Below are 25,956 nucleotides of genomic sequence, written 5' to 3' on the forward strand. Positions count from 1 at the left end.
TAGTCATTAGTTAGTATTTTGAATTTAAAGGAGAAATAAATAGTGAAAAATTCAAGTACTTTTAACAAGCTTATTTATACTGTCCTATATTCCTTACTGATAGCATTTGTTATCGCTCATTTCATATTATGGTCATTTGGTTTATCATTTACTCCGATTATTTGGAATATTTGGCTCTTTCTTCTAATTTTTACTCTATTTATTCGCTTTTTGAGGTCCTTTGCAATTCTTGATCTTCTATTTGGGATATTTGGACTGAAATTTATTCCCATAGCGTGGAATACAGGGATTTTTGTTCCAATTATTCTCTCTATTTCGCATATTTTTATTTACTTTTTAAAGGGGAAATATCGCTTCCTTGAAGGAGTGCGCAGTGCGATTTGTAGTTTTTATATTTGGTTATTTGTAATTGTCGTCTTCGCTTTTATTCCAAATCCTCCTGTTCCAATCACTATTGATTATGAAGTTAGGGAACAAGAAATTGTCATAACAAAAGGATATTTGCTTCATGATGTATACTATTATCATGAGCTGATCAATCCCTTTATCATGAAATCTGACATCAAGTCTGAAAAAATTATATAACAACTTAGAAAGTGAGTAAATTTATGTCCCGCTCCCAATTAACGATTTTAACAAACATTTGTCTGATTGAAGACCTCGAAACTCAGCGCGTGGTTATGCAGTATCGCTCTCCTGAAGAGAATCGCTGGTCTGGTTATGCCTTTCCTGGAGGTCATGTAGAAAATGGTGAGGCTTTCGCAGAATCTGTTATACGTGAAATCTATGAAGAAACAGGATTGCCTATCCAAAATCCTCAACTTGTCGGCATTAAAAATTGGCCCTTAGATACAGGTGAGCGCTATATTGTCATTTGTTATAAGGCGACTGAGTTCTCTGGTACCCTTCGCTCTTCAGATGAAGGAGAAGTTTCTTGGGTGCAAAAAGACCATATTCCAAACTTGGATCTGGCCTATGATATGCTACCCTTGCTCGAGATGATGGAAGCACCTGACAAGTCAGAGTTTTTCTACCCTCGCCGTACAGAAGACGATTGGGAAAAGAAAATTTTCTAATCCTTTACCAAATAACCTAACTGATCCAAGGCCTCCTCTATATAGTGGAGGTCTTGTTGTGTCTCAGCTTCAACAAGGTGGTAATGGATGCCGTCTGTCAATTCAGAAAGTGGTCTAAAGTCAGAATTTTCAACTTGTTCCAGAAAGTGCTGGACATCTCGACGACAGGTGAGTTTGAGCAGAGTTTCAATTTCACCATAAACGGGATGATCAATTAAGATATTTTGAACGCGTCCGCCATTATCTACAATAGCTAGAAGTTCCTGACCGATTTCTTCCAGTTCATGTTTCACTTTAAAGAGTTTGTGAACGTAGGGGCTGGCATCATTTTCTTTGTAGATATAACCACGATTGGTGGATAGGATAGGAGCCCCATCAGCTCGGAGAATAGCGATATCCTGTACAATGACTTGGCGCGTAACATGAAAGTGCTCAGCCAAGGTTTGACCATTGAGAGCTTTTGGTGCCTCTTTTAACAGTTTGAGAAGAGCTTGTTTGCGATCCTTTGTCATAGTTTTTCCTTTTAGCGACGTTTTCGAAGCACTTTATAGACAGCTAGTGCTAATGTATAGTCTACCATACTATGGACAATTGTGCCAAAACCAACTAGGACGAAGAGAACATAAAACATATTCTCAACGTTTGTCCCTGAAGTAGCATAGAAGATGATACAAGCTACCACTTCAGCGATAGCATGAACAACACCCAAAACAAAGTTAAAAATCCAAGATGCCTTTGGTTTATCCAAGGTTTCAGGGAATTTTTTTAAGTAAAATGCTCCTAAAGTACCAAAAACGATGTGAGAAAAGGCGCGAAGGACGATAACCATAGGATAGCCTGCCATCAGGAAGCCGAGACTAGAAGCAATAATCACAAAAGCAGCCATCAAAGGTGATAGGAACATGGCGATAAAGATGGCGATATGACTTCCCAAGGTGTAAGAAGCTGGTGGGATGACGATTTTAAAAGGCATAATGATTGGAATCAAAATCGCGATTGCTGTGAGTAGGGCAGTCATGGTCATAAACTGCGTTTTTTTCCGTATATCCATAAGAACCTCCATTTAACTGTATATACACAAGTATAGTACAATAAATAGATAGACATGTCAAGAATTTATTTTGATGTTATTAAAAATTTTCAAAAGTATAGGTGGTAGATTCAAAGGATTTTCATATATTTTCAAAATTTTAAACTAATGAATCCTTGGTAAATAACTTTTTATGAGTAGAAGATGAGCCTTTACTGGTGAAAACTAAAACTCCACCTTCAGGACGAAAGTGGAGTTGTTTTTTTATTTCTTCAAGGTTTCGAGACGTGGGACAATTGCTACTGTTAGAACGGCAGAAATGACAAGCTCGGCAATTGAGTTTGTAGAAATAACGGTTGCCAGGAGTTTTTGGATATTTCCATCAAAGACATTTCCAAAAAGAAAGAAGATTCCACCGAGGACAAAGACGGTATTTGTTAGGGAACCGAGAGCACCAGCTAGGATTAGCCCAGTTTTATTTTTCATCAGTTTATATACCAAGTAAGGAGTCAGACCAATCAAAATGCGAGGTAGGATGGCAATCATTGCGGAATAGATGTTTCCGTTTGGTACAAAAGGTGAGAAGAGGTAGCTGGTTGGAAGGATGGTAATCGTGTTTACCGTTAAGCTCAATAGCCCCATAAGAAAACCGAGTGTAACACCAACTCGTGGGCCGTAAATAATACTTGCAATAATAACAGGAATATGCACGATAGTTGGTTTAATTGGGAATGGGAATAGATTAAATAAGAGTGAGCTCAGAAAGTGAATGACCAACATGGTCGCAAAAAAGATAGCAATCGGAGCAATATTAGAGCGTTTTTTCATTGAGTGTTTCCTTTATTCTTTCTAAAATAATATCCAGGTCCGCTAGGGCGCCTTTTCCGTGATCGCCACAGGCTAGTAAAGATTCCTTGGGAGAGATTATCTGATAACCATAGGTCTCTAATGTTTTTAGATTAGCCTGAGTTGCCGGATGGTCATACATTTTTGTGTTCATGGCTGGTGCGACTAACTTTTTGACGTGGTCTGGCAGGGCAAGAGCTGTACTGGTAACCATGCTATCCGCAAAACCATGTGCTAGTTTGGCAATGGTATTAGCAGTAGCAGGGGCGACGATAAAAAGGTCGGTTTCTTTGCCTCTTTCAATATGATTGACTTGATCAGGATAGGGTTCCTGCATGACATCAAGGTGGACAGGATTTTGAGAGAGGACTTGTAGTGTCAAAGGTTGGATAAACTCTCTTGCTGCCTCAGTCATTAAGACAGTGACATGATGGCCTTGTTTCTTCAAGGAACTGACTAGGTCAGCTGATTTATAGGAGGCAATAGAACCTGTCACTGCGATGAGAATATTTGCCATGGCTTTCCTTTCTAAGAATCGTATGCTTGAATTTTTTCAAGGAGGAGGCTTGCAATTTCCTCTTTTGTTTGAACAGTTTGAAGATGCTCTTTCTCAACAAAGATTGCCCGATGCTGATTTGCTGAAATTTGAGTAAGGTCATTTGCAATGATCAAGTCAGCTTGGTTCTTGATAAGACTCTGTCTAGCAATTTCTATGAGATAATCCTCAGAGACATCAACTAGCAGTTTGAAACCAATCAGATGAATAGCAGGATTCCATTCTTTGACTAGAGAGATGATTTTGGGTGTTTTTTTCAGGAATAAAACCTGAACCTCATCAGTTGAAGAAATCTTAGTCTGATGATTCTGCTTGTTTAAGAATTCTTCTAGATTGGAGCTAGCCTGAACTTCCTCAAGCCCTGTCATATAAACAGGAGTGTAGTCAGAAACTGCCATTGAGTGGATTAAGACCTGGTAATCCTTAACAAGTTCTTGCATCACAACTAGAAGATCATTGGTATTTTTGATTTCTCGAATGGTTAGATAGGGATGAGGTTCTGGCTTCAAAGCTCGTTTTGTCGTTATCAAACAAACTTCATGCCCCGCAGCAAGTAAGGTTTCGGTGATGATTTTCCCCAAGCGACCTGTAGAATGGTTCGTGATAGAGCGGACGCTGTCGATAGCTTCACTCGTACCGCCCGACGTAACTAAAATTTTCATAGGACTATTGTACACAAAAATAAACGTTAAGTAAAATGAAAGCGATAAATTTTTGATAAAACGAAGGAATACTATAGTCTAAAACTATAAAAGCATATAAAATTTTAAAAAGCGCTATTATAACCCCTGAAATATTGATATTTACGAACGTTTAGAGAGTTTATGGATGTTAAAAATCTTGTTTTGTGTTATAATGAATTATCACATTAGAGGCTAGAGGAGTTTTGAATGAAAACAGATATTGAAATCGCACAGAGTATTGAGTTGAAGCCGATCGTTGATGTTGTTGAGAAACTTGGTATTTCTTACGACGATTTGGAATTGTACGGGAAGTACAAGGCTAAACTCAGCTTTGATAAAATTCGTGCAGTTGAGAGCAATCCAGTTGGGAAGTTGATCTTGGTTACTGCCATCAACCCAACGCCTGCAGGTGAAGGGAAGTCAACCATTACCATCGGTCTGGCAGACGCCTTGAACAAAATTGGTAAGAAAACGATGATTGCTATCCGCGAACCGTCTCTTGGTCCAGTAATGGGGATCAAGGGTGGTGCTGCAGGTGGTGGTTACGCCCAAGTCCTACCAATGGAGGACATCAACCTTCACTTTACTGGAGACATGCATGCTATTACAACTGCTAACAATGCCCTTTCTGCTTTGATTGACAACCACTTACACCAAGGAAATGAGCTGGGAATCGACCAACGTCGCATTCTCTGGAAACGTGTTGTGGACTTGAACGACCGCGCCCTTCGTCATGTGACCGTTGGACTTGGTGGTCCTCTAAACGGTATTCCACGCGAGGACGGTTTTGACATTACAGTTGCTTCTGAAATCATGGCGATTCTTTGCTTGGCGACTGATATTGAAGATTTGAAACGTCGTTTGGCTAATATTGTAATCGGTTATCGCTATGACCGTACGCCTGTTTCTGTAGGTGATTTACAAGTTGAAGGTGCTTTGGCTTTGATTTTGAAGGATGCTATTAAGCCGAACTTGGTTCAGACAATTTACGGTACACCCGCCTTTGTACACGGTGGTCCTTTTGCCAATATTGCTCATGGATGTAACTCTGTTTTGGCAACAAGTACAGCCCTTCGCTTGGCTGACTATACTGTTACTGAAGCTGGTTTTGGTGCAGACCTTGGCGCTGAGAAATTCCTTGATATCAAGACACCAAACTTGCCAACTTCTCCAGATGCGGTAGTCATCGTTGCAACCCTTCGTGCCCTCAAGATGAACGGTGGCGTCGCTAAAGATGCTTTGACAGAAGAAAACGTTGAAGCGGTTCGTGCAGGATTTGCCAACTTGAAACGTCACGTTGAAAATATCCGTAAGTTTGGTATTCCAGCAGTTGTAGCCATCAATGAATTTGTAACTGATACAGAAGCTGAAATTGCAGCTTTGAAGGAACTTTGTGCCTCAATCGATGTGCCAGTTGAATTAGCAAGTGTCTGGGCTGATGGCGCAGAAGGGGGTGTAGCGCTTGCCGAAACGGTTGTTAAGACTATTGCTGAAAATCCAGCCAACTACACTCGTCTTTATGACAATAACCTTTCTGTACAAGAAAAAATCGAAAAGATTGTCACTGAAATCTATCGTGGTACAAAAGTGAACTTTGAGAAGAAAGCTCAAACGCAAATCGCTCAAATTGTTCAGAATGGTTGGGACAAATTGCCAATCTGTATGGCTAAAACTCAGTACAGTTTTTCTGACAATCCAAATGTACTTGGAGCTCCAGAAAACTTTGAAATTACCATTCGTGAATTGGTACCAAAATTGGGTGCAGGTTTTATCGTTGCTTTAACTGGTGATGTCATGACCATGCCAGGTCTTCCAAAACGTCCAGCCGCTCTCAATATGGATGTTGAAAGTGATGGAACCGTTCTAGGATTGTTCTAATATTTAGATTATATTTAAAGAGTTTGGAAATGCTATCCAAGCTCTTTTTCTTATCTAGATATGAGGAGTTATCTTCAGCTGATGAGAGAGTTTTCTTCTACACGCAACCAGTCTAGGTAAAGATATTTTCCCTGATTTCTGATATAATAGAAACATTGACTTCAAGAGTAAGGAAGAGAAAATGAACGCATTATTGAATGGAATGAATGACCGTCAGGCTGAGGCGGTGCAAACGACAGAAGGGCCCTTGTTAATCATGGCGGGTGCTGGTTCTGGAAAGACTCGTGTTTTAACTCACAGAATCGCCTACTTGATTGATGAAAAGATGGTCAATCCTTGGAATATCTTGGCCATTACCTTTACCAATAAGGCTGCGCGTGAGATGAAGGAGCGTGCCTATGGGCTCAATCCAGCAACACAGGACTGCCTAATTGCGACCTTTCACTCCATGTGTGTTCGTATCCTACGTCGCGATGCGGATCATATTGGCTACAATCGGAACTTCACCATTATAGATCCAGGAGAGCAACGAACTCTTATGAAGCGCATTCTCAAGCAATTAAACTTGGATCCTAAAAAATGGAATGAACGGACTATTTTGGGAACCATTTCTAATGCTAAGAATGACTTGATTGATGATGTGGCTTATGCTGCCCAAGCTGGTGATATGTACACGCAAATCGTAGCCCAGTGTTATACAGCCTATCAGAAAGAGCTTCGTCAGTCTGAGTCCGTTGACTTTGATGATTTGATTATGTTGACCCTGCGTCTCTTTGATCAGAATCCTGATGTCTTGACCTACTACCAGCAGAAGTTCCAGTACATCCATGTTGATGAGTACCAAGATACCAACCATGCCCAGTACCAACTGGTCAAACTCTTGGCTTCACGCTTTAAAAATATCTGCGTGGTCGGTGATGCGGACCAGTCTATCTACGGTTGGCGTGGGGCTGATATGCAGAATATCTTGGATTTTGAGAAAGATTACCCTCAAGCTAAGGTAGTTTTGTTGGAAGAAAATTATCGTTCAACTAAAACCATTCTTCAAGCAGCAAACGATGTCATCAAAAACAATAAAAACCGTCGTCCTAAGAATCTCTGGACTCAGAATGCCGATGGAGAGCAGATTATTTACTATCGTGCAAATGACGAACAAGACGAAGCTGTTTTTGTAGCCAAAATCATCGATGAACTTGGTCGCACTCAAAACTTCCTCCACAAGGATTTTGCAGTTCTTTATCGGACTAATGCGCAATCCCGTACTATTGAGGAAGCCCTGCTCAAGTCCAATATTCCTTATACCATGGTTGGAGGGACCAAGTTCTACAGCCGTAAGGAAATCCGTGATATTATCGCCTACCTTAATCTCATTGCCAATTTAAGTGACAATATCAGTTTTGAGCGCATTATCAACGAGCCAAAACGTGGAATTGGCCCAGGAACCGTTGAGAAAATTCGCGACTTTGCGAATATGCAAGACATGTCTATGCTAGACGCATCAGCAAATATCATGTTGTCTGGCATCAAAGGAAAAGCAGCCCAGTCTATCTGGGATTTTGCCAATATGATTCTGGATTTGCGGGAACAACTGGATCAATTAACCATTACAGAGCTGGTTGAGGCGGTTCTAGAAAAAACAGGCTATATCGATATTCTTAATGCCCAAGCGACCTTGGAAAGCAAGGCTCGGGTTGAAAATATCGAGGAATTCCTTTCTGTTACCAAAAACTTTGATGACAATCCTGATAGTCAGGAAGAAGAAACAGGTTTGGATAAACTCAGTCGTTTCTTGAATGACTTGGCTTTGATTGCAGACACAGATTCAGGTAGTCAGGAAACATCTGAAGTGACCTTGATGACCTTGCACGCTGCTAAGGGACTCGAGTTCCCAGTTGTCTTTATCATTGGGATGGAGGAAAATGTATTTCCGCTTAGCCGCGCAGCTGAAGATCCTGATGAACTGGAAGAAGAACGTCGTTTGGCCTATGTAGGAATTACGCGTGCGGAGAAAATTCTCTATCTAACCAATGCCAACTCTCGCTTGCTTTTCGGTCGTACAAATTATAACCGTCCAACACGTTTCATCAATGAAATCAGTTCGGACTTGCTTGAGTATCAAGGTTTGGCTCGACCAGCGAATACTAGCTTTAAAGCCTCTTATAGCAGTGGTGGGATTGCTTTCGGTCAAGGTATGAGCTTAGCTCAGGCCCTTCAAGAACGGAAACGCAATGCTGCACCAAGCTCTATCCAGTCAAGTGGTCTTCCGTTTGGACAGTTTACATCCGGAAATAAAAAAGATTCAAGCGATACCAACTGGTCTATTGGAGATATTGCACTTCACAAGAAATGGGGAGAGGGTACTGTTCTGGAAGTCTCTGGTAGCGGTGATACTCAGGAACTAAAAATCAATTTCCCAGAAGTAGGTCTGAAAAAACTCCTAGCCAGCGTGGCTCCAATTGAGAAAAAAATCTAATTTTTCATCCTTCTCACGAATAATAAAGTGAGGAGGATTTTTATGTATAGTATTTCATTTCAAGAAGATTCACTCTTGCCTAGAGAAAGATTGGTTAGAGAAGGAGTAGAAGCCCTGAGCAATCAAGAATTATTAGCCATTCTGCTTAGAACCGGAACGCGTCAGGCTAATGTTTTTGAAATTTCCCAGAAAGTCTTGAACAGTCTGACTAGTCTAACTGATCTAAAAAAAATGACCCTGCAGGAATTGCAGAGTCTGTCTGGTATTGGACGGATTAAAGCCATTGAATTACAAGCTGTGATTGAACTGGGACATCGTATTCACAAACATGAAACCCTTGAGATGGAAAGTATTCTCAGTAGTCAAAAGCTAGCCAAGAAAATGCAACAGGAACTTGGGGACAAAAAACAAGAGCACCTAGTGGCGCTCTATCTCAATACTCAAAATCAAATCATTCATCAGCAGACCATCTTTATCGGATCTGCAACACGCAGCATTGCTGAACCGAGGGAAATCCTTCACTATGCTTTGAAGCATATGGCTACCTCTGTGATTCTTGTTCATAACCATCCATCAGGCGCTGTATCGCCTAGTCGAAATGATGACCATGTCACTAAACTAGTCAAGGAAGCTTGCGAACTGATGGGAATTGTTTTCTTAGACCACCTAATTGTCTCGCACTCGGATTACTTTAGTTATCGTGAAAAGACAGATTTAATCTAGAGTTCGTTAACAACATAGTCAAATAGTGTTTTATCCTTGGGGCGGTTTTCAAAGAGAAATTCAGGATGCCATTGAACACCAAGATAAGGGAAGCCGTCCGTAGTTGTCACTGCCTCAATTATTCCATCTTTAGGATCATGTGCTACAACCTTAAGATTAGGAGCTAAATCTTTAATGCTCTGGTGGTGGAAGGAGTTGATATGAGAGATTTCTCCATAGATCTCTCGGAGAATTGTATCAGGTTCCGTTACGAGGCGTTGGGTTGTGTATTCGGCTGAACAGTCCTGCCAATGATCCTCAATATCTTGGTGAAGCGTGCCGCCCATGGCGACGTTGAAAAGCTGAGTACCCCTACAAACAGAGAAAATTGGTTTCTTTTGCTTAATCGCTTCTTTGATAAGTGCTAGTTCAAAAATATCTCTTTGAAGGTGGTAGTCATCACTATCAATAGCCTTTAGTTCACCATAGTATTTTGGATCAACATTTTGCCCACCCGTTAGGATGAGCTTATCAATGATACTGATGTAATGGGTAGCCATTTCTTGATCACCAATCGGTAGGATGATGGGAATTCCGCCAGCGTCCTTGACTCCTTCAACAAAGCCCTTTGCTGCATAGCTCATCATGATGTCATCATCTGGATGAGCTTTTTCATTTCCTGTAATCCCAATAACTGGTTTTTTCATAAATGCTTTCGCTTTCTAATCCTCTTTACGCATAAAATAGAGGAGGGTTTGGAGTTCGCTTGTCAAATCGACATACTGAACGACCACATCTTTTGGAAGGTGGAGATGAACAGGGGAAAAACTGAGAATACCTTTTATACCTGCATCGACCAAAAGATTGGCGACTTCTTGTGATTTAACACTTGGAACAGTTAGGATAGCAGTTTTAACATCTGCTTCTTTGATCTTTTCTTTAATCTGAGAGATGCCATAGATCGGAATTCCATCAGGTGTCTGGGTGCCGACTTCTGGATGGTCATCTAGGTCAAATGCCATGATGATTTTCATCTTGTTACGCTCATGGAAGCGATAGTGGAGAAGGGCATGCCCCATATTACCAATTCCAACCAACATCACATTGGTGATGGAGTTATCATTTAGGAGTTCAGCAAAAAACGTCATCAGTTTTTTAACATCATAACCGAATCCACGACGTCCAAGCTCACCAAAATAAGAAAAATCACGTCGAACAGTAGCAGAGTCAATACCGATAGCTTCAGCAATTTGTTTAGAATTTGCTCTTTCAATTTTTTCTGTGTTAAATCGTTTGAAAATTCGATAATAAAGAGAGAGTCGTTTTGCTGTTGCTTTTGGAATAGTAGCAGACTGTTTATCTTTCACAAAATCACAACCTTTCTATGCTTCTATTTTATAGAAAGTTTGTGAAAAAATCAACAAAAACAAGAAAAAACTAAGAGAATTCTTAGTTTTAATCTGAAAAATTAGTTTGTGATAAAAAACGGTAGAGATCGCCAACTAATCCTTGATAAATCACTTTATCATTCAGTGTTAAGGAGCTGATTAGGAGAGTGTCGGGCAGGGTAACACAGCCTGATAGTGATAGCATAAGCTCTTCGTAATCGGCAAATTCAAGTGTACGTTCTACTTGATAGCTATCTTTATAAGTCAAACGAAACATAGCCAATCATCTCTCTTCTTTTGTGAAGATTCCGCGTTCTACAAGACTGTCCATGAGGAAGTAGAATTTTTCTTGGTGGATATGATGATCTTCTGATTTAAAGATATTCACCAAACGAAGACCTGATTTGTCAGTGATATTAATTTTAACACCTGTAAGCTCTTTGTTGATGATAATTTTTAGTAGGAAACCTTCACCACTATTAGGAACTTTTTCAAGTAGACGAGTCAGTTCGTAGTTTCCGACTTTTGTTTCAAAGAAAGTATTGTCTTTTAGTGTAAACTTTTTTGCAGATGGACTAAGTGTATAGTCGTAGCGGCAGTTTTGTAGTTTAATGGTTTTTTCGAATGCCATTAGGTTAATCTCCAATAATATTTTTTAAGGTTTGAGCCAGTTGTTTCAGTTCTTTCTCGGTATTAAGGGGAGAAAGACTGATACGGACAGACTCTTTTAAACGATGGGAATCAGACCCATAAAAAGCTTCTAGGACATGGCTGGTCTGCACAATACCAGCAGTACAAGCAGAACCAGTTGAGATTGAAATTCCTTCAAGGTCTAACTGGAGCAAGAGCAAATCATTTTTTTGACCAGGGAAGCCAATGTTGAAAACATAAGGAAGTTGATGTTTGTTTTCATTGAGATAGTAGTTGAGACCTGCAATTTCTTCTAGAAAAGCAGTTTTTAATCTTTCTAGTTTTTGGTAATGCTCAGCCTGATGATCCAAGTCTTCTTTGAGGGCAGCAACCATACTGACGATGGCAGCAAGGTTTTCTGTTCCAGCCCGTTTCTTTTGTTCTTGGTCCCCACCGTGAAGATAGGAATCAAAGTCCATAGACGAAGCGTAAAGAAAACCAATTCCTTTTGGTCCATGGAATTTATGAGCAGAAGCGCTAAGGAAATCAATTCCTAATTCTTCTGGATGGATAGGGATTTTCCCGATAGCTTGAACAGCATCAACATGATAAGCAGCAGGATGGTCTTTTAAAACACGTCCAATCTCAGCAATTGGCAAGAGACTGCCCGTTTCATTATTGGCATACATAGTAGAAACTAGGATGGTATCGTCACGTAAAGCCTCTTGAATTTGCTGGGCAGTGATTTCTTGATTTACTGGTTGTATAATTGTCACTTCAAAGCCAAAATGTTGAACCAGATAATCAATGGTTTCAAGGACAGAATGGTGTTCAATAGCTGTCGTGATGATGTGTTTTCCACGCTCTTGATGACGGAGACAATAGCCGATGATAGCGGTATTGTTACTTTCTGTACCGCCAGATGTGAAAAAGATTCGTTGTGGCTTAGTTCCAAGTAAGTGAGCCAAGTCCTGACGGGCTTCACGGAGCAATTTGCCAGCATGGCGACCATGACTGTGAATACTTGAAGGATTCCCATGGGTTTCCTGCATGACCTTGGTCATTTCTGCGATAGCTACTGCTGACATAGGAGTAGTGGCAGCATTGTCCAAATAAATCAAAGAATCACCTTATTCCTTTTTATTATATGCAAAGAGTGGGCTAACTGGTTTTCTTTCGTGGATACGGACGATGGCATCACCAATCAATTCGCTAGCGGTGATATAACATACATTTTCCGGAGTTCTTTCTTTGGTTGCTACAGAGTCTGTCACAAGGATTTCTTTAATGTTAGCCGCGTCAAGAAGCTCAGCAGCTCCTTCTACAAAGAGTCCGTGACTAGATACGGCATAAATCTCAGTAGCACCTCCGCGGTCGACGATTTTTGCTGCTTCTGAGAAAGTACGTCCAGTATTTAGGATATCGTCAATCAAGATGGCCTTCTTGCCTTCAACATCACCGATGATATAACCTTGACTCCGCTCTGAGTCATCTTGAGCATAGTCGATGATTGCGATTGGTGCATCTAAATATTCAGCTAAGCTGCGGGCACGTTTGACGCCAGAGTTTTTTGGACTAACAACAACGACATCTGATCCCAGCAACCCTTTATCGCTGTAGTGTTTAGCAAAGAGAGGAATTGTATAGAGGTTATCTACCGGAATATCAAAGAAGCCTTGAACCTGAACAGCGTGGAGGTCAAGCGTTAGAACACGACTTACACCAGCCTTGACAAGCATATTGGCAACCAGTTTTGCAGTGAGAGGTTCGCGAGAAGAAGCGATACGATCCTGACGAGCATAACCAAAGTAAGGAAGAACAACGTTGATACTATGAGCACTTGCACGTACACAAGCATCGACCATGATTAACAACTCCATCAAGTGGTTGCTAACGGGGTAGCTGGTTGATTGGATGATGTAGACATCGTAACCACGGACACTCTCTTCAATGTTGACCTGGATTTCTCCATCAGAAAATTGGCGTGAAGATAATTTTCCGAGAGGTACCCCAACCGTTTCTGCGATTTTTTGTGCAATTTCATGATTGGAATTAAGTGCAAAAAGTTTCATGTTGTTTCTATCTGACATTATAGACCGTCCTCTGTAAACTCTAAATATTTTATCTCCATTATTTTACCAGAAAATGGAGATTATTTCAGCTTTTTTTCATGCTTTTAATAAAACGAATTAATTTTGAAGGAGCTTTTTGGTAAGTGATATTATTTTCTGAAAGAAATTGCTGAAAATCTCGTTTTCCTTTCTCGTGATCAGTGACCTCTAGTTCCAGTTCGTAGTCTGTATGATCAAAGTAGTGACTTTCATCTAGTGCCATTAGACCAATCGACGTTTCCATTTCGTAACGAATAGTTGCAAGACAACCCAGAACAAACCAGTCTTGGCTTAAAATACCAATCTTAGCAAGTTCCTCTAGAACGAGTCCTTGAGGAAGTATTTGTTTTTCTAGGTAAGATTCAGCCTCTGGAAGATTCAGTTTCTGATTGTATTCCATATTTCCTACAGTTTGTGGCACCTTCAAGGTCAACTCCGCCCAATCTGAAAAGGTGCGAATGCGCATGGCAACCTTTTTTTCACGCAATCGGAAATCAGGTGTATCAATGTAGTAGTTTTTCTGTAGGACGGGTTGGATATGGGAAAACTGTTCTTTTAAATGATCGTAATCCTCTTTTTTCAGTAGTGTTTTCAGTTCAATTTCTAAATGTTTCATTTTTCTAACCTTTTTTCTATCTTTGAAAGCGATTTATGGTATAATGGACAATGTATTTATTGTATATGATTGTAGTGAAAAAATCAAAAATTTTCAACAACACAATCACATACCAAAAGGGAGAAAATATGACCATAGAATGGGAAGAATTTTTAGATCCTTACATTCAAGCTGTTGGTGAATTGAAGATTAAACTTCGTGGGATTCGCAAACAGTATCGTAAACAAAACAAGCATTCTCCGATTGAGTTTGTTACTGGACGGGTGAAGCCGATTGAAAGTATTAAGGAAAAAATGAATCGCAGAGGGATTGGCTACGATACTTTGGAACATGACTTACAGGATATCGCGGGTTTGCGGGTCATGGTGCAGTTCGTCGATGATGTTCAGGAAGTTGTTGCGATTTTACGCAAACGCCATGATATGAGAGTAGTACAGGAACGTGACTACATCACGCATCGGAAGGCTTCGGGCTATCGCTCCTATCATGTGGTGGTAGAGTATACAGTTGACACCATCAGTGGTGTTAAGACGATTCTGGCTGAAATTCAAATCCGGACTTTAGCCATGAATTTTTGGGCTACGATTGAGCATTCGCTCAATTATAAGTATCAGGGGGATTTCCCAGAGGAGATCAAGAAACGCTTGGAGATTACAGCTAGAATTTCCCATCAATTGGATGAAGAAATGGGAAAAATCCGTGATGATATCCAGGAAGCGCAGGCTCTCTTTGATCCATTGAGCAGAAAATTAAACGATGGTGTAGGAAATAGTGACGATACAGATGAAGAATACAGGTAAACGAGTTGACCTCATAGCAAATAGAAAGCCACAAAGTCAGAAGGTTTTGCATGAGCTGAGGGAAAAACTAAAGAAACAACATTTTATACTGAATGATACCAATCCCGACATCGTTATTTCGATTGGTGGCGACGGGATGCTTTTGTCTGCCTTTCACAAGTATGAGAATCAGTTAGACAAGGTTCGATTTGTAGGTGTTCATACAGGGCATTTGGGATTTTACACAGATTATCGTGATTTTGAGCTGGATCAATTGGTGACCAATCTTTTACTAGATACTGGTGCCAAAGTTTCTTATCCAGTCTTGAATGTTAAAGTAACGCTTGAAAATGGAGAAGTGAAAATCTTCCGGGCCTTAAATGAAGCCAGTATCCGTCGATCGGACCGGACCATGGTTGCGGATATCATCATTAACCATGTTCCGTTCGAGAGATTTCGTGGAGATGGAGTGACTGTTTCAACGCCGACGGGAAGTACCGCCTACAACAAATCCTTGGGTGGAGCTGTCTTGCATCCTACCATTGAAGCCTTGCAGTTGACGGAGATAGCGAGTCTTAACAACCGAGTTTATCGAACACTTGGTTCTTCGATAATCGTTCCGAAGAAAGATAAAATCGAGCTTTTACCGACTCGTAATGACTATCACACATTATCGGTTGACAATAGCATCTATTCTTTCCGAAATATAGAACGGATTGAGTACCAAATAGACCATCACAAGATACACTTCGTAGCGACGCCAAGTCACACTAGTTTCTGGAATCGCGTCAAAGATGCCTTCATCGGCGAGGTGGATGAATGAGGTTCGAATTTATCGCAGATGAGCACGTCAAAGTCAAAACATTCCTCAAGAAACACGAGGTTTCTAAGGGACTTTTGGCTAAGATTAAGTTTCGAGGTGGGGCTATTCTGGTCAATGGCCAACCTCAAAATGCGACTTATCTCTTAGATATTGGAGATAGGGTTGCCATTGATATTCCAGCAGAGGAAGGCTTTGAAAGCCTGGAGGCAATCGAGCGACCACTCGATATCTTATATGAGGATGACCATTTCCTGGTTTTGAATAAGCCTTATGGAGTAGCTTCCATCCCCAGTGTCAATCATTCCAATACCATTGCCAATTTTATCAAGGGCTACTTTCTCAAACAAGAATATGAAAATCAGCAAGTTCACATCGTGACTAGGCTTGATAGAGATACTTCTGGTTTGATGCTTTTTGCCAAGCATGGCTATGCTCATGCACGTTTAGACAAGCAACTGCAACGAAAGTCTATCGAAAAAAGGTATTTTGCACTGGTTAAAGGAGACGGTGTCTTGGATCCAGAAGGGGAAATTATTGCACCGATTGCACGTGATGTGGACTCCATTATCACGAGGCGGGTCGCCAAAGGTGGGAAATACGCCCATACATCTTACAAAGTTGTAGCGTCTTATGGAGATATTCATCTAGTCGATATTCGCCTGCATACTGGTCGAACTCATCAGATCCGAGTGCATTTTTCTCATATTGGCTTCCCCTTGTTGGGAGATGATCTCTATGGAGGCAGCCTAGACGATGGGATTCAACGCCAGGCCTTACATTGTCATTCCTTATCCTTTTATCATCCATTTTTAGAGCAACAATTGGAACTGGAAAGTCCTCTGCCGGATGATTTTAGCACCCTTATTACACAGTTATCAACTAATACTCTTTAACATTCTATTTTTGAGTATAATTAATTATCTTAAAGGAGAAAACTCATGGAAGTTTTTGAAAGTTTGAAAGCCAACTTGGTTGGCAAAAATGCTCGTATCGTTCTCCCTGAAGGAGAAGAACCTCGTATCCTTCAAGCAACAAAACGCTTGGTCAAAGAAACTGACGTTATTCCAGTCTTGCTCGGGAATCCTGACAAAATTAAAATTTATCTAGAAATCGAAGGAATTATGGAAGGATATGAGGTGATTGACCCACAACATTATCCTCAATTTGAAGACATGGTTGCTGCGCTTGTAGAGCGCCGCAAAGGTAAAATGACAGAAGAAGAAGCTCGTCAGATCTTGGTAGAAGATGTTAACTATTTTGGTGTAATGTTAGTTTACATGGGCTTGGTAGATGGTATGGTTTCAGGTGCGATTCACTCAACGGCCTCAACTGTTCGTCCTGCACTTCAAATTATTAAAACACGTCCAAATGTTAAACGTACTTCGGGTGCCTTTCTAATGGTTCGTGGAACAGAACGTTATTTGTTTGGTGACTGTGCCATCAATATCAATCCTGATGCAGAAGCTTTGGCTGAAATTGCGATTAACTCGGCTATTACAGCTAAAATGTTTGGAATAGATCCTAAAATTGCTATGTTGAGCTACTCTACTAAAGGTTCAGGTTTTGGAGATAGTGTTGATAAAGTTGTTAAAGCAACAAAACTTGCACACGATTTGCGTCCTGACCTTGAGATTGATGGTGAGTTGCAATTTGATGCGGCCTTTGTTCCTGAAACAGCTGCCCTTAAAGCACCAGGTAGCAACGTTGCTGGTCAAGCAAATGTCTTTATTTTCCCTGGTATCGAAGCAGGAAATATTGGCTACAAGATGGCAGAACGTCTTGGTGGCTTCGCGGCTGTAGGTCCCGTTCTACAAGGTTTGAACAAGCCAGTAAACGACCTTTCTCGTGGATGTAATGCAGATGATGTGTACAAGTTAACCCTTATCACAGCTGCCCAAGCGGTTCATCAATAAGAAAAAGGCCTCTTTCCTTTGGGAAGAGGCTTTTTAGCGCTAATAAAAGGACAGTTAGAAGCTTCTATGTTATACTAGATATATGTTAGATTTGAAAGAATACGGTGTTGACATGTGGCCAGAGGAGAAGATTTCCTCTTTCCGCGAGAAGCTCCTCAACTGGTACGATGAAAACAAACGGGATTTACTCTGGCGTAGAAGTAAAAATCCTTATCATATCTGGGTTTCTGAAATCATGCTCCAGCAGACTAGAGTAGACACAGTCATTCCCTACTATGAACGATTTTTGGACTGGTTTCCAACTGTAGAAAGTTTGGCAAATGCGCCTGAGGAGCGTTTACTGAAAGCTTGGGAGGGGTTGGGCTATTATTCCCGCGTACGCAATATGCAGTCGGCGGCTCAGCAGATTATGACAGACTTTGAAGGGGAATTTCCAAACACTTACGAAGGAATTTCTAGCTTGAAAGGGATTGGCCCCTATACTGCGGGAGCCATTTCCAGTATCGCTTTTAATCTACCCGAGCCAGCAGTTGATGGCAATGTCATGCGAGTTTTGGCACGCTTGTTTGAGGTAAATTATGATATCGGCGTTCCTAGTAATCGAAAGATTTTCCAAGCCATGATGGAAATCTTGATTGATCCAGAAAGGCCGGGAGATTTTAATCAAGCTTTGATGGACTTGGGCTCTGATATAGAGTCTCCAGTTAATCCTCGACCTGAAGAAAGTCCTGTTAAAGACTTTAGCGCAGCGTATCAGAAGGGAACCATGGATCGATATCCGATTAAAGAACCTAAGAAAAAGCCTCTTCCAATCTATCTCAAGGCTTTGGTTGTGCGCAATGATCGAGGTCAATATTTACTAGAGAAAAACGAAAGCGAAAAACTGCTAGCTGGATTTTGGCATTTCCCCTTGATTGAAGTCGAAGAATTTTTTAGAGAAGACGATCAGCTAGATCTTTTTTCTCAAGTCAAGGAGAATAACAGAGCATTTGGACCAAGCCCCCAAGAAAGTTTTGAGCAGGATTATGATTTGGAGGTTAATTGGTCCCATCAAGTTTTTGATCAAGTCAAGCATGTCTTTAGTCATCGTAAATGGCATATTCAAATCCTATCAGGTCAGGTGACAGAATCAAAACAGTTCTCTGACAGAGAAATTCGCTGGGTTTCTTCTCAGGAATTTTCTGATTATCCATTTGCTAAACCTCAACAAAAGATTTGGCAGGCTTATAAAACAGTTCTTGAAGATGAGGGCTGGAATTAGCCATTTGTGCCTTCTTTACATTTTTTTGTTATAATAGATAAAGAAAAGGTGAACATATGAAAAAAATATTAGTTGTAGATGATGAGAAACCAATCTCAGATATTATTAAGTTCAATATGACCAAAGAAGGCTATGAGGTTGTAACGGCCTTCAACGGTCGTGAGGCGATCGAGCTATTTGAAGCTGAGAAACCCGACATTATTATCCTAGACTTGATGCTACCTGAAATTGATGGTTTAGAAGTAGCCAAAGCCATTCGTAAGACGAGTAGTGTGCCTATTATTATGCTCTCAGCCAAGGATAGTGAGTTTGACAAGGTTATCGGTTTAGAACTTGGGGCAGATGATTATGTGACCAAACCCTTCTCAAATCGTGAGTTGCAAGCGCGTGTAAAGGCTTTACTCCGCCGTACAGACCTCGCTTCAGCTGATAGTCAAGAGTCTGATGAAAAGAAATCCCAACCCCTACAGATTGGCGATTTGGAAATTCTGCCGGACGCTTACGTAGCCAAAAAATATGGTGAGGAATTAGAGTTGACTCATCGTGAGTTTGAGCTCTTGTACCACTTGGCCTCTCATATTGGTCAAGTGATTACGCGTGAACACTTGCTTGAGACTGTTTGGGGCTATGATTATTTTGGTGATGTTCGTACAGTGGACGTGACCATCCGACGTTTGCGTGAAAAAATCGAAGACACTCCAAGCCGTCCAGAATACATCCTAACCCGTCGTGGTGTGGGTTATTATATGAGAAGTAATGATTGAAGCAATTAAACAAAGCGTTCTGAACAGAGATTTTATCTTTATTTTGATTTTGCTGGGCTTTATCTTGGTGGTCACCTTGCTATTGCTAGAAAATCGCCGTGATAATATTCGGCTAAAGCAGATTAATCAAAAGGTCAAGGATTTGATTGTAGGGGATTATTCTCGAGTTTTGGATATGCAAGGAAGCTCTGAAATCACTAACATCACCAATAACCTTAATGACTTGTCTGAGGTCATTCGTCTAACGCAGGAAAATCTGGAGCAAGAAACAAAAAGGCTTAACAGTATTCTTTCTTATATGACAGATGGAGTTCTTGCAACCAATCGCCGTGGTCAGATTACTATGATTAACGATATGGCCAAGAAACAGCTGGGTATCGTAAAAGAAGAAGCATTGAACAAAAGCATCCTAGAATTGCTTAAGATAGAGGATGAATATGAACTGCGTGACCTCATTACACAGATTCCTGAATTGATGATTGATTCCCAAAATGCTAACGGAGAATATCTTAGTCTTCGTGTGCGTTTTGCACTCATTCGTCGTGAGTCTGGATTCATCTCTGGTTTGGTTGCCGTTTTGCACGATACGACTGAACAGGAGAAGGAAGAGCGTGAGCGGAGACTCTTTGTTTCTAACGTGAGTCATGAGTTGAGAACTCCTTTGACCAGTGTTAAGTCCTATCTTGAAGCCTTGGACGAGGGAGCCTTGTATGATCCTGTTGCTCCTGATTTTATCAAGGTTTCGCTCGATGAAACCAACCGTATGATGCGGATGGTGACAGATCTTTTGCATCTCTCTCGTATTGATAATGCGACCACTCGGTTGGATGTGGAATTGATTAATTTTACAGCCTTCATCACCTTTATCCTCAACCGCTTTGATAAGATGAGGAGCCAGGATGAAGAGAAAAAATATGAGCTGGTTAGAGATTATCCTATCAATTCAGTTTGGATCGAGATTGACACCGATAAGATGACCCAGGTGATTGATAATATTCTCAACAATGCCATCAAGTACTCACCAGACGGTGGAAAGATTACTGTCAGCATGAAAACAACAGATGACCAGATGATTTTATCTATCTCAGATCAGGGGTTAGGAATTCCAAAACAAGATTTGCCTAAAATTTTTGACCGTTTCTATCGTGTGGATCGTGCACGAAGCCGAGCTCAGGGTGGAACTGGTCTAGGTCTGGCTATCGCAAAAGAAATCATCAAACAACACAATGGCTTTATATGGGCCAAAAGTGAATACGGCAAGGGCTCAACCTTTACCATCGTGCTCCCTTATGATAAGGATGCCGTAAAAGAAGAAGTATGGGAGGATGAAGTAGAAGACTAGAATGAGTGAAATAGGCTTTAAATACAGTATTTTAGCATCAGGTTCCAGTGGAAATTCATTTTATCTGGAAACACCGAAAAAGAAAATCTTAGTAGACGCAGGTTTGTCTGGTAAGAAAATTGCTAGCCTGCTAAGCGAAATAAACCGTAAACCAGAAGATTTGGATGCTATTTTAATTACGCACGAACACTCTGACCATATCCATGGTGTTGGGGTACTTGCTCGTAAGTACGGCATGGATCTTTATGCCAATGAAAAAACCTGGCAGGCTATGGAAAATAGCAAGTACCTCGGTAAGGTGGATTCATCGCAGAAGCACATTTTTGAAATGGGTAAAACCAAAACCTTTGGCGATATTGATATTGAGAGTTTTGGTGTCAGCCATGATGCAGTCGCACCGCAGTTCTATCGCTTTATGAAGGATGATAAGAGTTTTGTCATACTGACTGATACAGGTTATGTTAGTGACCGTATGGCAGGGATTGTCGAGAATGCTGACGGTTACCTCATTGAGTCCAACCACGATGTGGAGATCTTGCGAGCAGGTTCTTACGCTTGGCGACTCAAACAGCGAATCTTATCTGATCTTGGTCACCTCTCTAACGAAGACGGTGCTGAGGCCATGATTCGTGCAATGGGAAATCGGACTAAGAAAATCTATCTTGGTCACTTGTCCAAAGAGAACAATATCAAGGAGCTGGCTCATATGACCATGGTCAATCAGCTAGCCCAAGCTGATCTGGGAGTAGGAGTAGACTTTAAGGTTTACGATACCTCTCCCGATACAGCAACACCACTGACAGATATATAAAAAGAAGGCGAGTGCCTTCTTTTGTTGTCTTTTACAATCCTGCAAATTCTTTGATTTCTTGAGCTGACATTGAAGAGTCGCAACGGACCTTGATTTGTCCATCCGCAACATGAACGAATCCTGGAACAGTTGGAATACCATAGCGTGAACGGAATTCTTGCAACTCATTGAGTTGACTTGGTTCTTCACTGTTGATGAAGTAGATGTGTGCTTTGGTTTCAGCTACGACGCCTGCTAATGTACCAGCAAATTTACGGCAGTAGGGGCAAGTTTTGCGACCGATGAAGAAGGTTGCAGTTTCTTTATTATCGAGTGCTTCTTGGGCACGTGCAACTGTAGTCACTTCAAGGTCTTTAATATCTTCTAAAAACTGATTCATAAGAATACCTTTCTTTTCTTGATAAAACTAGTATGCCACAAAGTTTCTAAAATTGCTCGGATTTGATACGAAAAAAAGATGAGATCGTTTTACCTCATCTTTCATCTTGCTTATTTTACAAAGACATTGATTTCCGCTTCGATGTTAGCAATCTTAGCTTGAGAATCTTCGTTGCTTTGACCCACAACGGCAATGTAGAACTTGATTTTTGGTTCTGTACCTGAAGGGCGAACAGCGATCCATGAACCGTCAGCAAGTGTGTATTTCAATACATCACTTGGAGGAGTTGTCAAGTTTGTAACAGTACCGTTAGCAGCAGTAGCAGTTTGAGCCTTGAAGTCTTCTGTGATTGAGATAGCAGTAGCGTTAAATTCTTTCGGACCATTGTCACGGAATTTAGCCATAATCGCTTTGATTTGCTCAGCTCCATCGACACCTGAAAGAGTAACAGATATTGTTTTTTCTGCGTAGTAGCCGTATTCTTTATAGATTTCTTCGATACCGTCAGCAAGAGTCAAACCACGTGAACGGTAGTAGGCAGCAAGTTCAGCAACGACAAGAACAGCTTGGATAGCGTCTTTATCACGCACGAATGGTTTGATCAAGTAACCGAAGCTTTCTTCAAATCCCATCATGTAGGTGTGGTTGTGTTTTTCTTCGAATTCTTGAATCTTTTCAGCGATAAATTTGAAACCAGTCAAAACGTTGAACATGGTTGCGCCGTAGCTCTCAGCAATCTTCGTTACCAAGTCAGTTGATACGATAGACTTGCAGAGGGCTGCATTTTCAGGAAGAGTTCCAGCGTTTTTGTGAGCTTCCAAGATGTATTTAGCCATGATGGCACCGATTTGGTTACCTGAGAGGTTGAGGTAGCTGCCATCTTTTTGAAGAACTTCAACACCAACACGGTCAGCGTCAGGGTCAGTTGCGACAAGAACATCTGCACCTACTTTGCGTCCAAGTTCTTCAGCAAGGGCAAAGGCTGCCTGGCTTTCTGGGTTTGGAGATTTCACAGTTGAGAAGTCAGGGTCAGCTGTTGCTTGCGCTTCAACGACTTGGACAGAGTCAAATCCTGCTTGAGCAAGAGCACGACGAGCCAACATTTCACCAGTACCATGAAGTGGTGTGTAGACAATCTTCATGTCTTTACCAAATTCTTCGATCAAGGCTGGGTTGATGTTCACATCTTTGACTTCTTTGAGGTACTCTACGTCAACAGCTTCGCCGATAACTTCAATCAAGCCAGAAGCTTTTTCTGCTTCTACATCAGCAACTTCAACAGCAAATGGATTTTCGATTGCACGGATGTAAGTCGTCAAAGCATCTGCATCGTGTGGAGGCATTTGTCCACCGTCTTCTCCATAAACCTTGTAACCGTTAAATGGAGCAGGGTTGTGGCTGGCAGTAATCATGATACCTGCAAAACAGTTGAGGTGACGAACCGCGAATGAAAGTTCTGGAGTTGGACGAAGGCTTTCAAAAACGTATGATTTGATGCCATGTTTTGCAAGAACTGCAGCAGATTCAAAGGCGAATTCTGGAGAGAAGTGGCGGCTATCGTAGGCAATTGCTACACCACGTCCTTTTTCATTTCCACCTTTTGACTCAATCAAACGAGCCAAACCTTCAGTTGCTTGACGGACAACATAGATGTTGATACGATTTGTACCAGCACCAATCAAACCACGCATACCAGCAGTACCAAATTCAAGATTGGTATAAAAGGCATCTTCCTTCGTTTTTTCATCCATGTTTTCCAAATCCTGACGAAGGTAGTCGGGAAGGTCGGCAAAATCGAGCCATTTTTGATAATTTTCTTGGTAAGTCATAGAGCATCTCCTTTTTTGTATATTCTTTTAATCGCTTTCATTATATCACGATTTATCAATTTAGTAAAACGTTAGCATAACTTTCTGAAAAAGCTTGAAATGAAATGGATTCTATAGTCTTGAACCCCTTAGGGAAACATGCTATACTACCTATATGATTATTTTACAAGCTAATAAAATTGAACGTTCTTTTGCAGGTGAAGTTCTTTTTGATAATATCAATTTGCAGGTTGATGAACGAGATCGGATTGCCTTAGTTGGAAAAAATGGAGCAGGTAAGTCTACTCTTTTGAAGATTTTGGTTGGGGAAGAGGAGCCAACTAGTGGAGAAGTAAATAAGAAGAAAGATGTTTCTTTGTCTTACCTAGCCCAAGATAGCCGTTTTGAGTCTGAAAATACCATCTACGATGAAATGCTCCATGTCTTTGATGACCTACGTCGAACTGAGAAGCAACTTCGTCAGATGGAACTAGAGATGGGTGAAAAGTCTGGTGAAGATTTGGATAAACTGATGGCGGATTATGATCGTTTATCAGAGAATTTCCGTCAGGCTGGTGGCTTTACCTACGAAGCTGATATCCGTGCTATCTTAAATGGTTTCAAGTTTGATGAATCTATGTGGCAGACGAAAATTGCTGAGCTTTCAGGTGGTCAAAATACTCGTCTGGCACTGGCTAAAATGCTCCTTGAAAAGCCCAATCTCTTGGTCTTGGACGAGCCGACCAACCACTTGGATATCGAAACCATTGCCTGGCTAGAGAATTACTTGGTGAACTATAGCGGTGCCCTGATTATTGTTAGCCACGACCGTTATTTTTTGGACAAGGTTGCGACGATTACGCTCGATTTGACCAAGCATTCTCTGGATAGATATGTGGGGAATTACTCTCGTTTCGTTGAGCAAAAAGAGCAAAAGCTAGCTACTGAGGCAAAAAACTATGAAAAGCAACAGAAGGAAATCGCTGCTTTGGAAGATTTCGTCAATCGCAATCTAGTACGAGCTTCAACGACCAAACGTGCCCAATCTCGACGCAAGCAACTAGAAAAAATGGAGCGTTTAGACAAGCCAGAAGCTGGTAAGAAAGCAGCCAATATGACCTTCCAGTCTGAAAAAACGTCAGGTAATGTTGTCCTGACTGTTGAAAATGCTGCTATTGGCTATGATGGGGAAATATTGTCAGAACCTATCAATCTTGACCTTCGTAAGATGAATGCTATTGCCATCGTAGGACCTAATGGCATTGGGAAGTCAACCTTTATCAAGTCAATAGTAGACCAGATTCCCTTTATCAAGGGTGAAAAGCGATTTGGCGCTAATGTTGAGGTTGGTTACTATGACCAAACCCAAAGTAAGCTGACAGCGAGTAATACTGTACTGGATGAACTCTGGAATGATTTTAAACTGACACCTGAAGTTGAAATTCGCAACTGCCTTGGTGCCTTCCTTTTCTCAGGAGATGATGTTAAAAAGTCAGTCGGCATGCTTTCAGGTGGCGAGAAAGCTCGTTTACTGCTTGCCAAACTTTCAATGGAAAACAACAATTTCTTGATTCTTGACGAGCCAACCAACCATTTGGATATTGATAGCAAGGAAGTGTTGGAAAATGCCTTGATTGACTTTGACGGAACCTTGTTGTTCGTCAGTCACGACCGTTACTTTATCAATCGTGTGGCAACTCATGTTTTGGAATTGTCTGAGAATGGCTCAACCCTCTACCTTGGAGATTACGATTACTATGTTGATAAGAAAGCAGAAGTAGAAATGATTCAAACCGAGGAAGCTTCAACTAGCAATCAAGCAAAAGAAGCAAGTCCAGCTAATGACTATCAGGCCCAGAAAGAAAGTCAGAAAGAAGCCCGTAAGCTCATGCGACAAATCGAAAATCTAGAAGCTGAAATCGAAGAGTTAGAAAGTCAAAGCCAAGCTGTTTCTGAACAAATGCTGGAAACCAACGATGCCGAAAAACTCATGAAATTGCAGGCTGAACTGGATAAAATCAGCCATCGTCAGGAAGAAGCCATGCTTGAGTGGGAAGAATTATCGGAGCAGGTGTAGAAGGAGTAAT

Annotated in this window: 28 protein-coding genes; 14 read left to right on the top strand and 14 right to left on the bottom strand. The window is 41.1% G+C overall.

What is annotated here, in order from left to right; genetic code table 11:
• Nucleotides 1–42: 42 nt before the first annotated feature.
• A complete protein-coding gene (locus GOM47_RS04750) occupies nucleotides 43–585 on the top strand; it encodes a hypothetical protein (protein WP_235081224.1) in 543 nt (180 codons plus the stop codon).
• A gap of 23 nt (nucleotides 586–608) precedes the next feature.
• A complete protein-coding gene (locus GOM47_RS04755; protein WP_235081225.1) occupies nucleotides 609–1,076 on the top strand; it encodes an 8-oxo-dGTP diphosphatase in 468 nt (155 codons plus the stop codon).
• On the opposite strand, the gene GOM47_RS04760 is transcribed toward GOM47_RS04755, so the two are convergent.
• The 5 genes from GOM47_RS04760 to coaB form a co-directional block, all read right to left on the bottom strand.
• Nucleotides 1,073–1,588, bottom strand: coding sequence for a transcription repressor NadR (locus GOM47_RS04760; protein ID WP_000159158.1), 516 nt, complete (start codon nucleotides 1,586–1,588; stop codon nucleotides 1,073–1,075). The two genes, GOM47_RS04755 and GOM47_RS04760, sit on opposite strands and share 4 nt — an antisense overlap.
• A gap of 11 nt (nucleotides 1,589–1,599) precedes the next feature.
• The gene (locus tag GOM47_RS04765) at nucleotides 1,600–2,127 is read right to left on the bottom strand and encodes a hypothetical protein (RefSeq protein WP_235081226.1); all 528 of its coding nucleotides are present in this window, start codon (nucleotides 2,125–2,127) and stop codon (nucleotides 1,600–1,602) included.
• Between the two features lie 243 nt (nucleotides 2,128–2,370).
• A complete protein-coding gene (locus GOM47_RS04770; RefSeq protein WP_235081227.1) occupies nucleotides 2,371–2,934 on the bottom strand; it encodes an ECF transporter S component in 564 nt (187 codons plus the stop codon).
• Nucleotides 2,918–3,469, bottom strand: coding sequence for a phosphopantothenoylcysteine decarboxylase (coaC, locus tag GOM47_RS04775; RefSeq protein WP_235081228.1), 552 nt, complete (start codon nucleotides 3,467–3,469; stop codon nucleotides 2,918–2,920). Before coaC ends, GOM47_RS04770 begins: the two co-directional genes overlap by 17 nt.
• An 11-nt stretch (nucleotides 3,470–3,480) precedes the next feature.
• A complete protein-coding gene (gene coaB, locus GOM47_RS04780; RefSeq protein ID WP_235081229.1) occupies nucleotides 3,481–4,170 on the bottom strand; it encodes a phosphopantothenate--cysteine ligase in 690 nt (229 codons plus the stop codon).
• Between the two features lie 228 nt (nucleotides 4,171–4,398).
• Here coaB and GOM47_RS04785 point away from each other — a divergent pair, with 228 nt between their 5' ends.
• From GOM47_RS04785 to radC, 3 genes are all read left to right on the top strand, one after another.
• Nucleotides 4,399–6,069 (top strand): formate--tetrahydrofolate ligase, encoded by a 1,671-nt coding sequence (locus GOM47_RS04785; RefSeq protein ID WP_235081230.1) that lies wholly within the window; start codon nucleotides 4,399–4,401, stop codon nucleotides 6,067–6,069.
• Between the two features lie 181 nt (nucleotides 6,070–6,250).
• Complete coding sequence (gene pcrA, locus GOM47_RS04790; protein WP_235081231.1) at nucleotides 6,251–8,542, top strand: DNA helicase PcrA; 2,292 nt, start codon at nucleotides 6,251–6,253, stop codon at nucleotides 8,540–8,542.
• Nucleotides 8,543–8,584: 42 nt separating this feature from the next.
• Nucleotides 8,585–9,265 carry a RadC family protein gene (gene radC / locus GOM47_RS04795; RefSeq protein WP_235081232.1) on the top strand — a complete coding sequence of 227 codons (681 nt, stop codon included), beginning with the start codon at nucleotides 8,585–8,587 and terminating at the stop codon, nucleotides 9,263–9,265.
• Here radC and GOM47_RS04800 read toward each other — a convergent pair.
• The 7 genes from GOM47_RS04800 to GOM47_RS04830 all read right to left on the bottom strand — a co-directional run bounded on the left by GOM47_RS04800 (nucleotide 9,262) and on the right by GOM47_RS04830 (nucleotide 13,989).
• A complete protein-coding gene (locus tag GOM47_RS04800; protein ID WP_235081233.1) occupies nucleotides 9,262–9,951 on the bottom strand; it encodes a gamma-glutamyl-gamma-aminobutyrate hydrolase family protein in 690 nt (229 codons plus the stop codon). The two genes, radC and GOM47_RS04800, sit on opposite strands and share 4 nt — an antisense overlap.
• A gap of 15 nt (nucleotides 9,952–9,966) precedes the next feature.
• A complete protein-coding gene (locus GOM47_RS04805; RefSeq protein WP_009730202.1) occupies nucleotides 9,967–10,611 on the bottom strand; it encodes a redox-sensing transcriptional repressor Rex in 645 nt (214 codons plus the stop codon).
• A gap of 88 nt (nucleotides 10,612–10,699) precedes the next feature.
• Nucleotides 10,700–10,909, bottom strand: coding sequence for a DUF4649 family protein (locus GOM47_RS04810; protein WP_235081275.1), 210 nt, complete (start codon nucleotides 10,907–10,909; stop codon nucleotides 10,700–10,702).
• A gap of 6 nt (nucleotides 10,910–10,915) precedes the next feature.
• The gene (locus tag GOM47_RS04815; RefSeq protein ID WP_235081234.1) at nucleotides 10,916–11,263 is read right to left on the bottom strand and encodes a DUF1831 domain-containing protein; all 348 of its coding nucleotides are present in this window, start codon (nucleotides 11,261–11,263) and stop codon (nucleotides 10,916–10,918) included.
• Between the two features lie 4 nt (nucleotides 11,264–11,267).
• Nucleotides 11,268–12,383 (bottom strand): cysteine desulfurase family protein, encoded by a 1,116-nt coding sequence (locus GOM47_RS04820; protein ID WP_235081235.1) that lies wholly within the window; start codon nucleotides 12,381–12,383, stop codon nucleotides 11,268–11,270.
• Between the two features lie 9 nt (nucleotides 12,384–12,392).
• Nucleotides 12,393–13,352, bottom strand: coding sequence for a ribose-phosphate diphosphokinase (locus GOM47_RS04825; RefSeq protein ID WP_235081236.1), 960 nt, complete (start codon nucleotides 13,350–13,352; stop codon nucleotides 12,393–12,395).
• A 67-nt stretch (nucleotides 13,353–13,419) separates the two neighbouring features.
• Nucleotides 13,420–13,989, bottom strand: coding sequence for a CYTH domain-containing protein (locus tag GOM47_RS04830; protein ID WP_235081237.1), 570 nt, complete (start codon nucleotides 13,987–13,989; stop codon nucleotides 13,420–13,422).
• 128 nt (nucleotides 13,990–14,117) lie between these two features.
• Here GOM47_RS04830 and GOM47_RS04835 point away from each other — a divergent pair, with 128 nt between their 5' ends.
• The 8 genes from GOM47_RS04835 to GOM47_RS04870 all read left to right on the top strand — a co-directional run bounded on the left by GOM47_RS04835 (nucleotide 14,118) and on the right by GOM47_RS04870 (nucleotide 21,682).
• Nucleotides 14,118–14,789 carry a GTP pyrophosphokinase family protein gene (locus GOM47_RS04835; RefSeq protein WP_000151563.1) on the top strand — a complete coding sequence of 224 codons (672 nt, stop codon included), beginning with the start codon at nucleotides 14,118–14,120 and terminating at the stop codon, nucleotides 14,787–14,789.
• A complete protein-coding gene (locus tag GOM47_RS04840) occupies nucleotides 14,773–15,591 on the top strand; it encodes an NAD kinase (protein WP_235081238.1) in 819 nt (272 codons plus the stop codon). The genes GOM47_RS04835 and GOM47_RS04840 overlap by 17 nt, the downstream gene beginning before the upstream one ends.
• A complete protein-coding gene (locus GOM47_RS04845; RefSeq protein ID WP_235081239.1) occupies nucleotides 15,588–16,484 on the top strand; it encodes an RluA family pseudouridine synthase in 897 nt (298 codons plus the stop codon). Before GOM47_RS04840 ends, GOM47_RS04845 begins: the two co-directional genes overlap by 4 nt.
• A 45-nt stretch (nucleotides 16,485–16,529) precedes the next feature.
• Nucleotides 16,530–17,504 (top strand): phosphate acetyltransferase, encoded by a 975-nt coding sequence (gene pta, locus GOM47_RS04850; RefSeq protein ID WP_235081240.1) that lies wholly within the window; start codon nucleotides 16,530–16,532, stop codon nucleotides 17,502–17,504.
• An 82-nt stretch (nucleotides 17,505–17,586) separates the two neighbouring features.
• Nucleotides 17,587–18,765, top strand: coding sequence for an A/G-specific adenine glycosylase (mutY, locus tag GOM47_RS04855; protein WP_235081241.1), 1,179 nt, complete (start codon nucleotides 17,587–17,589; stop codon nucleotides 18,763–18,765).
• 56 nt (nucleotides 18,766–18,821) lie between these two features.
• Entirely contained in the window at nucleotides 18,822–19,529 is a 708-nt protein-coding gene (yycF, locus tag GOM47_RS04860) for a response regulator YycF (protein WP_235081242.1), read from the top strand.
• The gene (gene vicK / locus GOM47_RS04865; RefSeq protein ID WP_235081243.1) at nucleotides 19,522–20,871 is read left to right on the top strand and encodes a cell wall metabolism sensor histidine kinase VicK; all 1,350 of its coding nucleotides are present in this window, start codon (nucleotides 19,522–19,524) and stop codon (nucleotides 20,869–20,871) included. The genes yycF and vicK overlap by 8 nt, the downstream gene beginning before the upstream one ends.
• A gap of 1 nt (nucleotide 20,872) precedes the next feature.
• On the top strand, nucleotides 20,873–21,682 hold the full coding sequence (locus GOM47_RS04870; protein WP_235081244.1) for an MBL fold metallo-hydrolase: 810 nt from the start codon (nucleotides 20,873–20,875) through the stop codon (nucleotides 21,680–21,682).
• A 31-nt stretch (nucleotides 21,683–21,713) separates the two neighbouring features.
• On the opposite strand, the gene GOM47_RS04875 is transcribed toward GOM47_RS04870, so the two are convergent.
• Entirely contained in the window at nucleotides 21,714–22,061 is a 348-nt protein-coding gene (locus tag GOM47_RS04875; RefSeq protein ID WP_235081245.1) for a thioredoxin, read from the bottom strand.
• A gap of 110 nt (nucleotides 22,062–22,171) precedes the next feature.
• Nucleotides 22,172–23,890, bottom strand: a complete 1,719-nt coding sequence (locus GOM47_RS04880) for a phospho-sugar mutase (protein ID WP_235081246.1) — start codon at nucleotides 23,888–23,890, stop codon at nucleotides 22,172–22,174.
• 154 nt (nucleotides 23,891–24,044) lie between these two features.
• Between GOM47_RS04880 and GOM47_RS04885 the strand changes: the two genes are divergently transcribed.
• Nucleotides 24,045–25,946 carry an ABC-F family ATP-binding cassette domain-containing protein gene (locus GOM47_RS04885; RefSeq protein ID WP_235081247.1) on the top strand — a complete coding sequence of 634 codons (1,902 nt, stop codon included), beginning with the start codon at nucleotides 24,045–24,047 and terminating at the stop codon, nucleotides 25,944–25,946.
• Nucleotides 25,947–25,956: the final 10 nt, after the last annotated feature.

The organism is Streptococcus oralis, assembly GCF_021497945.1.
Lineage (GTDB): Bacteria > Bacillota > Bacilli > Lactobacillales > Streptococcaceae > Streptococcus > Streptococcus oralis_BR.

Bases quoted from the DNA above. Each gene is read 5' to 3' on its own strand.
- GOM47_RS04800 (WP_235081233.1), bottom strand. From the start codon at position 9,951: ATGAAAAAACCAGTTATTGGGATTACAGGAAATGAAAAAGCTCATCCA.
- GOM47_RS04755 (WP_235081225.1), top strand. From the start codon at position 609: ATGTCCCGCTCCCAATTAACGATTTTAACAAACATTTGTCTGATTGAA.
- vicK (WP_235081243.1), top strand. From the start codon at position 19,522: ATGATTGAAGCAATTAAACAAAGCGTTCTGAACAGAGATTTTATCTTT.
- GOM47_RS04785 (WP_235081230.1), top strand. From the start codon at position 4,399: ATGAAAACAGATATTGAAATCGCACAGAGTATTGAGTTGAAGCCGATC.
- GOM47_RS04875 (WP_235081245.1), bottom strand. From the start codon at position 22,061: ATGAATCAGTTTTTAGAAGATATTAAAGACCTTGAAGTGACTACAGTT.
- GOM47_RS04845 (WP_235081239.1), top strand. From the start codon at position 15,588: ATGAGGTTCGAATTTATCGCAGATGAGCACGTCAAAGTCAAAACATTC.
- GOM47_RS04885 (WP_235081247.1), top strand. From the start codon at position 24,045: ATGATTATTTTACAAGCTAATAAAATTGAACGTTCTTTTGCAGGTGAA.
- GOM47_RS04835 (WP_000151563.1), top strand. From the start codon at position 14,118: ATGACCATAGAATGGGAAGAATTTTTAGATCCTTACATTCAAGCTGTT.
- mutY (WP_235081241.1), top strand. From the start codon at position 17,587: ATGTTAGATTTGAAAGAATACGGTGTTGACATGTGGCCAGAGGAGAAG.
- GOM47_RS04810 (WP_235081275.1), bottom strand. From the start codon at position 10,909: ATGTTTCGTTTGACTTATAAAGATAGCTATCAAGTAGAACGTACACTT.
- GOM47_RS04815 (WP_235081234.1), bottom strand. From the start codon at position 11,263: ATGGCATTCGAAAAAACCATTAAACTACAAAACTGCCGCTACGACTAT.
- pta (WP_235081240.1), top strand. From the start codon at position 16,530: ATGGAAGTTTTTGAAAGTTTGAAAGCCAACTTGGTTGGCAAAAATGCT.
- GOM47_RS04880 (WP_235081246.1), bottom strand. From the start codon at position 23,890: ATGACTTACCAAGAAAATTATCAAAAATGGCTCGATTTTGCCGACCTT.
- GOM47_RS04830 (WP_235081237.1), bottom strand. From the start codon at position 13,989: ATGAAACATTTAGAAATTGAACTGAAAACACTACTGAAAAAAGAGGAT.
- radC (WP_235081232.1), top strand. From the start codon at position 8,585: ATGTATAGTATTTCATTTCAAGAAGATTCACTCTTGCCTAGAGAAAGA.
- GOM47_RS04765 (WP_235081226.1), bottom strand. From the start codon at position 2,127: ATGGATATACGGAAAAAAACGCAGTTTATGACCATGACTGCCCTACTC.
- GOM47_RS04840 (WP_235081238.1), top strand. From the start codon at position 14,773: ATGAAGAATACAGGTAAACGAGTTGACCTCATAGCAAATAGAAAGCCA.
- GOM47_RS04770 (WP_235081227.1), bottom strand. From the start codon at position 2,934: ATGAAAAAACGCTCTAATATTGCTCCGATTGCTATCTTTTTTGCGACC.
- yycF (WP_235081242.1), top strand. From the start codon at position 18,822: ATGAAAAAAATATTAGTTGTAGATGATGAGAAACCAATCTCAGATATT.
- GOM47_RS04760 (WP_000159158.1), bottom strand. From the start codon at position 1,588: ATGACAAAGGATCGCAAACAAGCTCTTCTCAAACTGTTAAAAGAGGCA.
- coaC (WP_235081228.1), bottom strand. From the start codon at position 3,469: ATGGCAAATATTCTCATCGCAGTGACAGGTTCTATTGCCTCCTATAAA.
- coaB (WP_235081229.1), bottom strand. From the start codon at position 4,170: ATGAAAATTTTAGTTACGTCGGGCGGTACGAGTGAAGCTATCGACAGC.
- GOM47_RS04870 (WP_235081244.1), top strand. From the start codon at position 20,873: ATGAGTGAAATAGGCTTTAAATACAGTATTTTAGCATCAGGTTCCAGT.
- pcrA (WP_235081231.1), top strand. From the start codon at position 6,251: ATGAACGCATTATTGAATGGAATGAATGACCGTCAGGCTGAGGCGGTG.
- GOM47_RS04825 (WP_235081236.1), bottom strand. From the start codon at position 13,352: ATGTCAGATAGAAACAACATGAAACTTTTTGCACTTAATTCCAATCAT.